The 13,951-nt window shown below is 40.8% G+C and carries 12 protein-coding genes and 1 pseudogene; all 13 read left to right on the forward strand.

Annotated features, from left to right (window positions below):
- A pseudogene (locus FTV48_RS07060) lies at positions 1–273 on the forward strand (hypothetical protein); the annotation flags it as partial.
- 18 nt (positions 274–291) lie between these two features.
- Positions 292–1,368 carry a glycosyltransferase family 4 protein gene (locus FTV48_RS07065; protein WP_179999804.1) on the forward strand — a complete coding sequence of 359 codons (1,077 nt, stop codon included), beginning with the start codon at positions 292–294 and terminating at the stop codon, positions 1,366–1,368.
- A 46-nt stretch (positions 1,369–1,414) separates the two neighbouring features.
- Positions 1,415–2,389 carry an EpsG family protein gene (locus FTV48_RS07070; protein ID WP_179999805.1) on the forward strand — a complete coding sequence of 325 codons (975 nt, stop codon included), beginning with the start codon at positions 1,415–1,417 and terminating at the stop codon, positions 2,387–2,389.
- Positions 2,390–2,402: 13 nt separating this feature from the next.
- Positions 2,403–3,485: a glycosyltransferase gene (locus FTV48_RS07075; protein WP_179999807.1), complete on the forward strand. Its 1,083-nt coding sequence runs from the start codon at positions 2,403–2,405 to the stop codon at positions 3,483–3,485.
- On the forward strand, positions 3,475–4,623 hold the full coding sequence (locus FTV48_RS07080) for a glycosyltransferase family 4 protein (RefSeq protein ID WP_179999810.1): 1,149 nt from the start codon (positions 3,475–3,477) through the stop codon (positions 4,621–4,623). The genes FTV48_RS07075 and FTV48_RS07080 overlap by 11 nt, the downstream gene beginning before the upstream one ends.
- Positions 4,624–5,235 (forward strand): sugar transferase, encoded by a 612-nt coding sequence (locus FTV48_RS07085; RefSeq protein ID WP_179999811.1) that lies wholly within the window; start codon positions 4,624–4,626, stop codon positions 5,233–5,235.
- Complete coding sequence (locus FTV48_RS07090; RefSeq protein WP_179999813.1) at positions 5,228–5,884, forward strand: NeuD/PglB/VioB family sugar acetyltransferase; 657 nt, start codon at positions 5,228–5,230, stop codon at positions 5,882–5,884. The genes FTV48_RS07085 and FTV48_RS07090 overlap by 8 nt, the downstream gene beginning before the upstream one ends.
- A gap of 31 nt (positions 5,885–5,915) precedes the next feature.
- Positions 5,916–7,085, forward strand: a complete 1,170-nt coding sequence (locus tag FTV48_RS07095; protein ID WP_179999815.1) for a DegT/DnrJ/EryC1/StrS aminotransferase family protein — start codon at positions 5,916–5,918, stop codon at positions 7,083–7,085.
- A gap of 130 nt (positions 7,086–7,215) precedes the next feature.
- Positions 7,216–9,090: a nucleoside-diphosphate sugar epimerase/dehydratase gene (locus tag FTV48_RS07100; RefSeq protein ID WP_179999817.1), complete on the forward strand. Its 1,875-nt coding sequence runs from the start codon at positions 7,216–7,218 to the stop codon at positions 9,088–9,090.
- A gap of 13 nt (positions 9,091–9,103) precedes the next feature.
- The gene (galU, locus tag FTV48_RS07105) at positions 9,104–9,979 is read left to right on the forward strand and encodes a UTP--glucose-1-phosphate uridylyltransferase GalU (protein ID WP_179999819.1); all 876 of its coding nucleotides are present in this window, start codon (positions 9,104–9,106) and stop codon (positions 9,977–9,979) included.
- A 25-nt stretch (positions 9,980–10,004) separates the two neighbouring features.
- Positions 10,005–11,261 carry a nucleotide sugar dehydrogenase gene (locus FTV48_RS07110; protein WP_179999821.1) on the forward strand — a complete coding sequence of 419 codons (1,257 nt, stop codon included), beginning with the start codon at positions 10,005–10,007 and terminating at the stop codon, positions 11,259–11,261.
- Entirely contained in the window at positions 11,261–12,928 is a 1,668-nt protein-coding gene (pgi, locus tag FTV48_RS07115) for a glucose-6-phosphate isomerase (protein WP_179999822.1), read from the forward strand. The genes FTV48_RS07110 and pgi overlap by 1 nt, the downstream gene beginning before the upstream one ends.
- On the forward strand, positions 12,921–13,937 hold the full coding sequence (gene galE / locus FTV48_RS07120) for a UDP-glucose 4-epimerase GalE (protein WP_179999825.1): 1,017 nt from the start codon (positions 12,921–12,923) through the stop codon (positions 13,935–13,937). The genes pgi and galE overlap by 8 nt, the downstream gene beginning before the upstream one ends.
- Positions 13,938–13,951: the final 14 nt, after the last annotated feature.

Genomic DNA, 13,951 nt, shown 5'->3' on the forward strand with positions numbered 1-13,951 from the left:
CTTTATCATAGATATTTGCAAGGTAAAGAAATTAGTCCAACTTGGAAAGCAGGCTTAGATAATTTTATTAAAGAAAAAGAATTTGATGCCTGCCGAATGGAGGGTCTATCAGATTTATTCCATACGATTAATGTGAATAGAAAAACTAAAGAAATTTCATCTAATTTTGAAATTTCTGGGTTAATTGATGAAAATATTGTGCTAGAAAATAAACAAGACTATTTAATTTTAGCTAATGAGCTTAAGAAAAAAGTTAATAGTTTTATTAATTAAAAATTATAAGGTGTTATTTTGAAAAACATTTGCTTCTTAATCGGAAATTTAAATAATTCGGGCGGTACAGAACGTGTTACTAGTTTGGTTGCAAATGAACTTTCAAAAAGAAAAGGCTATAAAGTATCTATTGTAAGTTTAGTGGATGGTTTAGAGCCTTTTTTTAAATTAAATGATAATATCTCAATATATTCTTTATATGAAAAGAAAATTTCATTCAAAAAGAATTTTTTTGGTACAATATGGAGTATTCGAACTTTTATAAAGCAGTATGATATTGATACTTTAATAGTAGTTGATACGATCTCATGCTCATTTACAATTCCTGCATTATGGTGGACAGATGTGAATCATATTTGCTGGGAGCATTTTAATTTTAAAAATAATAATGGTGTAAAGTACAGAGAAACCGCTCGAAAATGGGCTGCTAAATATTGTGATTATGTTGTAACTTTAACGTCTAAAGATAAAAAATTTTGGCAGGAGGGTTTGGATACTATTAATGCTAAACTAATACATATTGCTAATCCTGCGACTTATCAGAAAAAATCTCCAAGTGCATGTTTAGACTCAAAAATAGTACTTGCTGTTGGGCGTTTAACGAAAGTTAAAGGTTTTGACTTATTACTACAGACATGGCAAAAAATATGTGAGTCGAATAAAACTTGGACTTTATATATTGTTGGGGGTGGGCCAGAAGAAGAAAGTCTAAAGCAATTAGCTTGTGATTTGGGTATTGAGAGTCAAGTTGTTTTTACTGGTATGACAACAGATGTAACCCCTTACTATGAAAAAAGTTCTTTGTTTTGTTTAAGTTCACGAAATGAAGGTTTGCCAATGGTTCTTTTAGAAGCGCAATCGTATGGTTTACCAATCGTTACTTTTGATTGTGATACAGGACCAAGCGATTTAGTTCAACATAATGTGAATGGTTTTTTGGTGGAGCCAGAAGATATTACATCTATGCAATTTTACTTAGAAAAAGCAATGAACCTTAATGATTCGGAGTATCAAATGATGGTTAAAAAGTCACTTGATAATGTTAAGAATTTTGGTATACAAAATATTGTAAATGAATGGTGTGATATAATTTAAAAAATTATTTTTGATTTTTATTTAATTCTTAAATACAGGCTTTGGTATGGTTTTAGTTGAAAAATCAAAAGTTAAATCTATATTTTATATTTTTTTAAGTATTATTTATGGATATATTTTTACCCTAATACCACATTTTTACTTTAAGGATCGGGTTAATTATCTGTCATATGCAGAGAATTATGATTTTTTCCTTTTTTTAAAATCGGGTGCTTCACTTTTAACAGGTGAGTCTTTATTTTTGTACATGAATAAATTTTTAGCTCTATTTTTTGTTCCTGAAAATATAGTTTATTCTTTTGTTTTTTTTATTAATTTTACACTTTGTTTTTTATTTTTTAGTTATAGTAAAAAAACTATACTTCCGTTATTAGGGTTGTTGGCATTCTTTTTATTACCTTTTGGCTTTTCTTACCAATTAGGCTCCTTGAGGCAAAGTATTGCAATTTCTTTGTTTTTATTTGCTATTTATTATATTAAGAATGTTAATGTGCTTTTAATTTGTATTTCTATATTATTAGGATTAATTCATACTTCGTTTTTAATAGTAACGCCTTTTTTAATTGCAGACTCTGTTTTTCTAAAGTTTTTTTCTGATCGTGATTTATTTTATAGATTGACTTTGCAGTTATCATTGGCATTGTTTTTTGGTTTACTTTTGTCAATTATTTCAGCTATATTTTCTGTAGATAAATTGGATGATTATTTACAATACGAAGCAGGTTCAGGTTGGTTCTTTTTATTTTTTATTCCATTTCTTGTTGCAAATATTTATAGATATTATGTTAATAAAAAAGTTGATTATATTACCTTTTTGGCAATTATTGGAGTTATGATTTATGTTGTTTTTTATTTTCTTACCCCAATCTCTGGTCGTGTAATTACCATCTTTTTCCCATTTATATTTATGTCTATTATTAATAGACTTGATTTCATTAATATATGTTTGCTCGTATATAGTATTTTAGTGGGTGCTTGGTTATTTTATCATGAAAGTTACTTAGCTATTATGACAATATAGATAGGAGTTTTTAATGAATTTATTATATTTAATTACAGGTTTAGGTATGGGAGGGGCTGAAAAAGTTATCACCAACTTAGCTGATAATATGGCAGATTTAGGTCATGATGTTACATTAGTATATATGGTTGGTGAAGTTGTCGTTGTTCCTCAGTCAAAAAAAATAGAAATTATATTTTTGGACTTTAAAAAAAATCCAATTTTTGCTTTTATTAATTTTATTAAAATAATAAGTAAAAAAAATCCAGATGTTGTACATAGCAATATGTATCATGCAAATGTTTTTTCTAGAATTGCACGATTATTTAGTTCATTTCCTAAATTAATTTGCACGTCGCATAGTGATTTTGAGGGGGGGCGTTTAAGAATGTTAATTTACGCGTTAACAAGCCCTTTAATGACGATTTCTACAAATGTAAGTGAGCAAGCAAAAAATAAATTAGTTGCAGCTGGTGCCGTAAACCCGAATAAGATATTAGTAGTTAATAACTCAGTTGATATTAATAAGTTTAAAAAAAATGATGATTACAGAGCACAATATAGAAAACAATTTAATTTAAAAAAAGATGATGTCTGTCTATTAGCGGTTGGACGTTTTCATCCAGCAAAAGACTATCCTACGTTGATTAGAATTTTTGATCAGTTACGATATAAAGAAAAAAATATTAAGTTATTTATTGTTGGAGATGGTGAGCTTAGAGCTTCTATCGAAGCGGAAATTAAGACTTTTGCTTTAGAAGATAAAGTTATTTTATTGGGTATTAGGCAGGATATTCCGCAGCTGATGAATATGTGTGATATTTTTATTTCTACATCTGCGTGGGAAGGTTTTGGTTTAGTACTGGCGGAAGCTATGGCTTGTTCTAAGCGAGTGATTGTTTCTAAGAATGCTGGTTTTACGGAAATTTTGGGAGAAGACTCAGAATACTTAATTGAGGCTGGTAATGTAAATGAGTTTTGCAAAGCGATTGATAGCTTAATTCATTTAAATCAAGAGCAAGTTGAATTTATCGAAGATGAAAATCGTAGAATAATTGAAAATCGTTTTTCATCTGATACTATTATGAGTAAGTGGCTTCAATTGTATGAAAACTAAATTTTTAATAGTTTCTAGCTTCCTCCCTTCCGTCTTAAACTTTCGTGGAAAGTTACTCGAAGCGATCCATCAGCAAGGCTATGAAATCCATATTATTGCACCTGATCTGACGTCTTTCCCTACCGAACATGAAAAACTCCTAGATTTAGGTTATTTCATACATGAAGTTTCCATGCAACGCACAGGCACTAATCCGGTAGCAGACTTAAAAACCTTAGGAAGCATGTATACGCTTATAAAAAAAATCAAACCTGATTATGTTCTATCTTATACGATCAAGCCAGTGATCTATGGAACACTCGCTGCGTGGCTAGCAAAAGTACCGAATCGGTATGCCTTAATTACAGGTTTGGGCTATGCATTTCAAAATGTAGAAACTCAGACTAAGCGTAGTATTTTCCAGAAACTGGTTCATGGTTTATACCACCAGGCATTGTCGCGCAGTCATAAGGCATTTTTCCAAAATCCGGATGACTTAAAACTTTTTCAGGATTTAAAGCTTTTAACCGTTCAAACGCCTACAGTGGTAGTGAACGGTTCTGGAGTTAATGTTGCCGAATTCAATGTATTGCCTTTGCCTCTAACTGCTGATCAAAAAAATAAAATATCCTTCTTGCTGATTGCACGTTTACTGGTAGATAAAGGTATCCGTGAATATGCCGAAGCAGCAAAAATTATCAAACATAAATATCCGCATGTAGAATTTAATCTGGTGGGATGGATTGATGAGAATCCTTCAGCTATTGACCAGCAAGAATTAGATCAATGGGTAGCCAGTAATACATTAAAATACTGGGGAAAATTATCCGATGTTCGTCCTGCAATTGCAGAAAGCTCGGTGTATGTGTTGCCGTCGTATCGTGAAGGCACACCCCGTACTGTCTTAGAAGCCATGGCTATGGGGCGGGCAATTATTACTACAGATGCACCTGGTTGTCGTGAAACTGTTACCGATGGCGATAACGGCTTTCTGGTTGAAGTAAAATCCGTGGAAAGTTTAGTAAAAGCAATGGAGAAACTGATTGTTCAACCAGAGCTTATCGCTAAAATGGGAAGTCGCTCCCGAGAAATCGCACTTCATAAATACGATGTACATCAGGTAAACGCACATATGATGCAAGAAATGGGTCTGATCTAAATGCTAAAACGCCTTCTCGATATTATTATTGCGTCCATCGCCCTGATCCTGCTTTCTCCACTTTATGCATTTGTTGCCTACAAAGTGAAAAAAAATCTGGGTTCTCCGGTGTTGTTTCGCCAGGTGCGTCCCGGTTTACATGGCAAGCCTTTTGAGATGATCAAGTTTCGGACCATGAAAGATGCTGTGGATGAACAGGGTAAACCGTTGCCGGACAGTGAACGCTTAACGCCTTTTGGACAAATGCTGCGCTCCACCAGTCTGGATGAAATGCCAGAACTCTGGAACGTGATTAAAGGCGATATGAGTATTGTTGGCCCACGCCCCCTGCTGATGGAATACCTGCCACTTTACAGCCCTGAACAGGCCAAACGCCATAATGTTAGACCGGGCATGACAGGTCACGCACAGGTCAATGGTCGTAATGCCATTGGATGGGAAGAAAAATTCAAGCTGGATACCTGGTATGTCGAAAATCAGTCGATTTGGCTCGATTTCAAAATCATGTTTAAAACGGTACATAAAGTTTTAGCAAAAGATGATATCAGTGCTGAGGGTGAAGCCACCATGACCAAGTTTACTGGCACAAAAACGGACAATCTCCATGACTGAAATCTATGCAGTGTATGGTGCTTCAGGTTGTGGTCGGAGCTTGATGCCAGTCGCCCGCCAGCAATTACAGCGTCAGAATATAAATGCCGAAATCTATTTTATAGATGACAGTCTGATCGAAGAAACGACGGTTAATGGGCATAGAGTATTAAATTATGCAGCATTTAAAAATCTAAAGGCTGATAGAAAGTCAGTTCTCATTGCGATTGCCAATAGTCAGATCCGTGAAAAAATAGCGATAAAACTTGAACAAGATGCAATTGAGCTATGGACGGTTCAGGCAGATAATGTCGTACGTATGGATGCAATAGAAATTGCCCCCGGTGCTGCTTTAAGTCCGTTTGTGACTCTCACTTCTAATATCAAGATTGGCAAATGCTTTCATGCCAATTTATATAGTTATGTTGAGCATGACTGTGTCATTGGTGACTATGTCACTTTTGCTCCCGGCGTGAAATGTAATGGCAATATTCATATTGAAGACCATGCCTATATTGGTACGGGTGCCGTGATCAAACAGGGCACACCAGATCAACCTTTAGTGATTGGCAAGGGAGCAGTGGTGGGCATGGGCGCTGTCGTCACCAAAAGTGTGCCACCGGGCGTGACGGTCGTTGGTAATCCGGCACGGATTTTAGAGAAAAAATAAGTTTTTAAATTTTAAAAATTCAGGAAACATCATGTTAAATACTGCATTTGAACCATGGCCAAGTTTTACCCAGAAAGAAGCGGATGCGGTTTCCCGGGTTTTATTGTCGAATAAAGTCAACTACTGGACAGGGCAAGAATGCCGTGAGTTTGAAAAAGAATTTGCCCAGTTTGCAGAAACCCAGTATGCAGTGGCTTTAGCTAATGGAACCGTGGCACTCGATGTTGCTTTAAAAGCCTTAGGCATTGGCGCCGGGGATGATGTAATTGTCACCTCACGCACCTTTCTGGCATCGGCCAGTTCGATTGTGACGGCTGGAGCAAATCCTATTTTTGCTGATGTTGAGCTGGATTCACAGAATATTTCTGCTGAAACCATCCAAGCAGTACTGACCCCAAATACCAAAGCGATTATTTGTGTGCATCTGGCTGGCTGGATGTGTGACATGGATCCGATCATGCAGCTGGCTGCCGATAAAGGCCTGTATGTGATTGAAGACTGTGCACAGGCACATGGCGCAAAATACAAAGGCAAGTCGGCTGGTTCCATCGGTCATATCGCAGCCTGGTCGTTTTGTCAGGACAAGATCATGACCACAGGCGGTGAAGGCGGTATGGTCACCACCAATGATGAAGAGCTGTGGAAAAAAATGTGGTCTTATAAAGACCATGGCAAGAATTTTGATAGCATCTATAACAAGCAGCATCCACCGGGATTCCGCTGGTTACATGATTCATTTGGTACCAACTGGCGCATGATGGAAATGCAGGCGGTGATTGGACGTATTCAGCTCAAAATGATGCCGGAATGGACTGCAAAACGCATGGCCAATATGGAAAAAATTTATGCTGCATTTGCAGACAGTCCATATTTTAGCGTGCATCGCCCATCCGATGACTATGTCCATGCCGCATATAAATGTTATGTGCAGGTCAATACAGATCGGTTGCCTGAAGGCTGGTCACGTGACCGGATTATGACAGAGATGAATGCCTTGGGTGTGCCATGTTTTAGTGGATCTTGTTCCGAGGTGTATTTGGAGCATGCTTTTGATGGTACAGCATGGCGACCGACACAGCGTTTGCAAAATGCGCAAAAACTGGGTGAAACCAGTTTGATGTTCTTGGTCCATCCGACATTAACAGAAAATAATATTCAAACAACTGAATCTGCCATCCAGCAGATCATTAGTCGCATATAATCTAATCATGATTCAATCACGTAGAATGCACCAACAGGTGCATTTGATAAATTTACCCAAGTTTCAATTTAGTCATTCTAATACCTAAATTGGATTGAAACTTATAAGTACTATTGAGAAGACATATCACGTGAAGTCCATCATCCTGCCTTTAGTCGAATCTCCACGTTCAGCAAAACTCGCATTTTTAGTCATTTTAGACTTTTGTATTTTCCCTGTTCTAATCTGGCTGTGTTATGCCATCCGCCAGTTTGACCTCGGCGCAGAAGTTGTACCCAATATTCCTTTTGGCTCGATTTGGGTCAGTACGATAGCAGTCCTTATGCTGTTTATTTGTGGTGTATACCGTTTTATTGTACGGACTTTTAATGAGTTTTTTATTGTTAAATTGGGTCTCGCGACGATATTAAGTGTGATCGGATTGTACTTGCTGGCTTATGGCACCCATGCTTTCATCCCGACCTCTATCCCCTTGATGTTCGGCTTTATGATGTTTGCCTGGGTCTGGTTTAGTCGGGGTGTGATTCGTTTTGTCGTACAGTCCTATTTAAAGTCAGGTGTACCTAAAAAACGCATTGCGATTTATGGGGCAGGTTATGCCGGGCAGCAGGTGGCAGCCACTTTAAACCGCTCTAATGAGCATCTACCGATTCTATTTATTGATGATGATCCGTCTTTAAACGGCCAGAATATTGGGGGTATTCAAGTTTATTTGCCAGATATAGCGCTGAAATATCTGACTAAATTAAAAATTAGTGAAATTTTGATTGCACTGCCCTCAGTCGGGCGGATACGTAAAAGTGAAATCGTTAAATTTTTAGAACCGGCACATCTTAAAATTACCGAGATTCCCGGCCTGACTAAACTGGTCGATGGTGAAATTCGCATTTCCGATATTCAGGAAGTGGATATTATTGACCTGCTAGGCCGCGATCCGGTACCGCCAGTTGCAGAACTTTTAGCCAAAAATATTCAAGATAAAGTGGTGATGGTGACAGGCGCAGGTGGCTCAATTGGTTCTGAGCTTTGTCGCCAGATTATTAAAAACCAGCCGGCCAAAATTATTATTTATGAACTGACAGAATTTGCTTTATATAGTATTGATAAAGAATTACGTCTCACAGCATCATGTGACATTATTCCGATCCTGGGTTCAGTGTTGGATGAACGCAAGCTGGAGCGGGTGATTGAACAATATGAGATCCAAACAGTTTATCATGCAGCGGCTTATAAACATGTACCTCTGGTGGAGTGTAACCCATTAGCAGGCCTGAAAAATAACGCGGTGGGAACGGCATTTAGTGTCAATGCTGCGGTGAAAAAAGGCGTCGAAACCTTTGTACTGATTTCAACCGATAAAGCGGTACGTCCGACCAACGTGATGGGTGCGACCAAGCGGATGGCAGAGCTGTATTGTCAGGCCATGGCAGAAGCTCAAGATCAGACCCAGATCAGTATTGTCCGCTTTGGTAATGTACTGGGTTCTTCGGGCTCGGTGGTACCGCTGTTTAAACAGCAGATTGCCAAGGGTGGGCCAATCACGGTAACCGATCCCGAAGTGACCCGTTTCTTTATGACCATTCCGGAAGCCTCGCAGCTGGTGATTCAGGCTGGTGCCCTCGGTACCGGTGGAGATGTGTTCTTGCTGGATATGGGTGAACCGGTACGGATTCAGGATCTGGCACGACAAATGATTTCACTCAGTGGACTTAAAGTCCGTGAAGAAAAAAATCCAAATGGCGATATTGAAATTCAATATACCGGCTTACGTCCGGGTGAAAAGCTGTATGAAGAACTGCTGATTGATGAAGAAAATACAGAAATTACCTCGCATAAGCGTATTTTGAGATCAGTCGAGAAGCATTATCCATTGGCAGAAATCCTGGAGGTCTTTAACCGGATGCATGAACTTTCAGCGACCCAATCCGATATTGAATGGGCATTGGCGCAGCTGGAATACTATGTCGATGGTTATGTCCGTGGTAATGACATTCAAGTGAACTAGGTTATTTATAGATATGATTAAGAAAGCAATTCTTCCTGTGGCAGGCCTCGGTACACGTTTTTTACCGGCCAGCAAATCGATTCCCAAAGAAATGGTCACGGTGGTCGACCGTCCGGCGATTGAATATGTGGTACGTGAAGCCGTGGCTGCCGGAATTGAACAGATTATTCTGGTGACGCATTCTTCCAAGGCATCAATTGAAAATTACTTTGATCGTAACTTTGAGCTGGAAACCACGCTTGCGCAAAAAAACAAAACCGATTTACTCAAAGAAATTACTGAAATTCTGCCTAGCGGTGTAAGTATTATTAGTGTACGTCAACCGCAACCTTTGGGCTTGGGTCATGCGGTACTGTGTGCCAAAGCCGTGATTGGCGATGAAGATTTTGCAGTATTATTACCAGATGTGCTGGTCAAGGATCAGGATCCGGAAAATGATTTGTCTCGCATGATTCAGCGTTATGACGCGTCTCAAGCAGCACAAATCATGGTTGAAGCGGTGCCTGACCATCTGGTGGATCAATATGGGATTGTCGATGTGGCCGCATCTCCGGCCGAAGGCGAAAGCATTGTCATGCAAGGGATTGTTGAAAAACCGGCAGTCGGCACTGCACCATCGAATCTGTCTGTGGTTGGACGTTATATCCTGCCAGCGAAAATCATGCAGCTTCTGGAACAGACACCACGGGGTGCTGGCAATGAAATTCAGCTCACCGATGCGATTGCCATGTTACAGCAGACTGAAGCGGTGGAAGCTTATCGTATGAAAGGTCAAACTTTTGACTGTGGCAACAAGCTCGGCTATCTTAAAGCTGTATTACATTATGGGGTTGATCATCCCAAGCTTGGTCGCGAGTTTAAAGTGTTGATCCAAGAACTCGCTTTATAATAAAAAATAATAACAAAGGAATACTATGAAAGTCGCAGTACTGGGGAAAACCTTATTTTCCGGGGTCATTTCGGCCCTTTTGTCTGAATGTGGTCATCAGGTGGTGTGGTGTAACAGCTTCAGTGCAGATGAGCCGGCCCGGACTTATTTTCAGGATGAATCCTTGCAGTCATTGCTGCACAAACAGGAAAAATCTGGTTTTTTAAACTGTTGTGATTTTCAGCATCTGGATTTTAATCAGGATGTTTTTTTCTTTAGTTTTAATGCCACCGAAGAGCAGCAGGCATTTCAGATGCTGGATACCCTTCGGCATGCCTGTTTTGCTCATCCGAAGCTGATGATTAATGCTTCGACTTTTGGCTTGCATGGCACCCAACGTTTTCAACAACTGCTGCCGAATGATGACTGGATTTATCTGCCCGATATTATTCAGGAAGGTAATGCCCTGCGTAGTTTTGTTCAGGCCACCCAGCTGATCGTGGGCTGTGATCATGCAGATACACAGGCTAAAATCAGAGAGCTGTTACGTCCCTTATTTCCGCGTGCGCAGCAGTATCTGTTTATGCCGGTACTGGATGCCGAATTTACCAAACTCAGTATTTCCGGCATGCTGGCCACCCGGATCAGTTATATGAATGATCTGGCCAGCGTGGCAGAAAAACTCGGGATTGATATTGAACAGGTACGCCAAGGCATGGCGGCGGATAACCGGATTGGTTCCGCCTATTTGTTTCCGGGAGTCGGTTTTGGTGGAGAGAACTTCTCGCATGATATCCGCACCTTAACGCATGCGGTAGCAGATTCGGGGGTGAAAAACCAGTTACTGGAACAGGTCTGGGAGATTAACGAACAACAAAAAGAATTACTGTTCCGCAAACTATGGAATTATTTCCGTGGCGATTTACAGGGAAAAGTGGTGGCGATTTGGGGTGCAGCCTTTAAAGAAAATACCCCGAGCATCCAGCAATCTCCAGTGCATGCCATGCTCACTGCATTATGGGCGCAAGGGGTGACGGTCAAACTGCATGATCCGCAAGCATTGGCCAATATTAAAAAAGTCTATGGGACACGGCAGGATCTAATCCTGTGTGAAGATCAATATCAGGCAGTTGAGGGGGCAGATGCCTTATGTTTGATGACTGCCTGGAAGCAGTATGGTAGTCCAGATTATCCACACCTCATTAAACTGATGCAGCATCCCCTGATTTTGGATGGTCGTAATCTGTATGATCCGGCCTATATCAAGGCGCGTGGTTTTAATTATATTGGGGTGGGACGTTAATGTTAAGTCAGCTTAAACCAGATCTAAATACTGAAACTGTGTGTCAAAAACTCGCCTCGAGCAAAGAACAACTTGATGCGGTGCATCTACGAGAATTGTTTGCTGCAGACCCCCAGCGTTTTAACAAATATTCAATTCAGTTTGAACAGCTGGTCTTCGATTATAGTAAACACAGAATGAACAGCACGGTGATGCAGGGCCTGATTGAATGGGCAGATGCACAAAACCTAAGATCCTGGATCGGGTCTTTATTTTCAAATCAGGATATTAATTATACCGAGCAACGTGCTGCCATGCATTGGGCATTACGCTTGCCAGCACAGGATCAGCAGCATGCGGATCTGGCCGCTGATGTGCATGCTCAACTTGAGCGCATGTATGCCTTGGTCGAGCAAATTCATGCCGGGCAGCGTCGTGGTGCCACCGGGGAAGTGATTCAGGATGTGGTCAATATTGGCGTGGGCGGATCAGATCTTGGGCCCTTGATGGTCACCCATGCCTTATCGGATTTTAAATACCAGTCTGCCCAGCCACTCAATGTGCATTTCGTCTCGACCATGGATGGCAGTCAGCTGTCCGAGTTGTTGCATCAGCTGCGTCCGGAAACCACGCTATTTATCATTTCGTCCAAATCATTTGGCACGATTGATACCCTGACCAATGCCCAGACAGTACGCCTGTGGCTGGAAAAAGCCTTGGGTCAGCATCCCTATATTCTGAAGCATCATTTTATTGGAGTTTCTACCAAGCCGGAGAAAATGACGGCCTGGGGAATTGCTCCGGAAAACCAGCTCTTATTATGGGATTGGGTCGGCGGTCGTTATTCACTGTGGTCCTGTATCGGATTGCCGATTGCACTGAGTATCGGTATTGAAGGTTTTAAGCAGCTGCTGGCTGGTGCCTATGCGGTCGATCAGCATTTTCAGTATCAGCCTTTTGAGCGCAATATTCCGGTGTTGATGGGCCTGTTGGGGGCCTGGAATAACAATTTCCTGGATATTCAGACCCATGCCATCCTGCCTTATGATGGCCGGCTAAAATACTTTGCTTCCTACTTGCAGCAGCTGGAAATGGAATCGAATGGCAAGTCGATCCAGCGCAATGGTGAAAAAGTGCAGCTGGATACCTGTCCAATTATTTGGGGAGAGGTTGGCCCGAATGCGCAACATGCTTTCTATCAACTCCTGCATCAGGGCACCCAGTCAGTCAGTTGTGACTTTATTGCACCGGTCAAGCGCTATAACAGTCAGCAATATACCTATGCCGATAGTGCTGAGGCATTAATCGAGCAGCATCATTTGGCATTGTCGAATTGTCTGGCGCAATCGCGTTTACTGGCTTTTGGTAATGAAGCGCTGGATCAAAACGAATTGGCTAGCTTGCCGGCTTATAAGCAGTATGAAGGCAATCAGCCGAGCAGTACCTTGTTACTGCAAGAGCTGAATCCCTATAGTCTGGGGATGCTGATTGCTCTATATGAACATAAGGTCTTTGTGCAATCGGTGCTGTGGAATATCAACCCATTTGATCAATGGGGCGTAGAAAAAGGCAAGGAAATTGCCAATCAGTTATTGCCGATCCTCAATGGCGAACAGAGCGATCTGGATAGTCTGGATGGTTCAACCCAAGGTTTAATTAAAATTCTGTTAGGAAAGTCACATGGCTAAAATTCTGGTCACCGGTGGGGCAGGCTATATTGGTTCACATACCTGTGTGGAATTATTAAATGCCGGGCATGAGGTCATCGTTTTAGATAATCTCTGCAATAGCGCTGCTGAGTCTTTAAATCGGGTGCAACAGTTGACCCTGAAAAGCCTGACCTTTGTTGAAGGGGATATCCGGGATGTCCAGTTACTGGATCAAGTCTTTCAGCAAAATAGTATTGATGCGGTAATTCATTTTGCCGGGCTTAAAGCAGTTGGAGAAAGCCAGCAAATTCCCCTAGCTTATTTTGACAATAATATTGCCGGTTCAATCAGCCTGGTTCAGGCCATGCAGCGCGCGCAGGTTTTTAAACTGGTGTTTAGTTCCTCAGCCACGGTCTATGGCGAAAATAATCCTTCACCTTTAAATGAAGAGATGCCTACCGGAATGCCGACCAATAACTATGGCTATACCAAACTTATTGTTGAGCAGCTCTTGGAAAAGTTGTCTGTGGCGGATGAACGTTGGTCGATTGCCTTATTACGTTATTTTAATCCGGTCGGCGCGCATAAAAGCGGGCAGATCGGTGAAGATCCACAAGGTATTCCGAATAATTTAATGCCTTATGTAACTCAGGTGGCAGTAGGGCGACGTGAAAAACTGTCGATCTTTGGTCATGATTATGACACTGTCGATGGCACGGGTGTACGGGATTATATTCATGTGGTAGATCTGGCCAATGCACATTTATGTGCCCTCAATAATCGTTTAACTGCACAAGGGTGTCGGGCCTGGAATATTGGTACTGGCAATGGCATTTCAGTGCTACAAGTTAAAGATACTTTTGAACGGGTCAATGGTGTTGCAATTCCATTTGAATTAGCACCACGTCGTGAAGGTGATGTGGCGACCTGTTTTGCAAATAATAGCCGTGCAGTACAAGAGTTGGACTGGGCAGCACAATATGGTTTGGAGGATATGCTGGCAGATAGCTGGAACTGGCAGAAGCAGAATCCGAATGGCTATCGTTAAAATTTTTATAAGAA

The organism is Acinetobacter sp. YH18001 (assembly GCF_013416975.1).
GTDB classification, from domain to species: Bacteria; Pseudomonadota; Gammaproteobacteria; order Pseudomonadales; family Moraxellaceae; genus Acinetobacter; species Acinetobacter pseudolwoffii.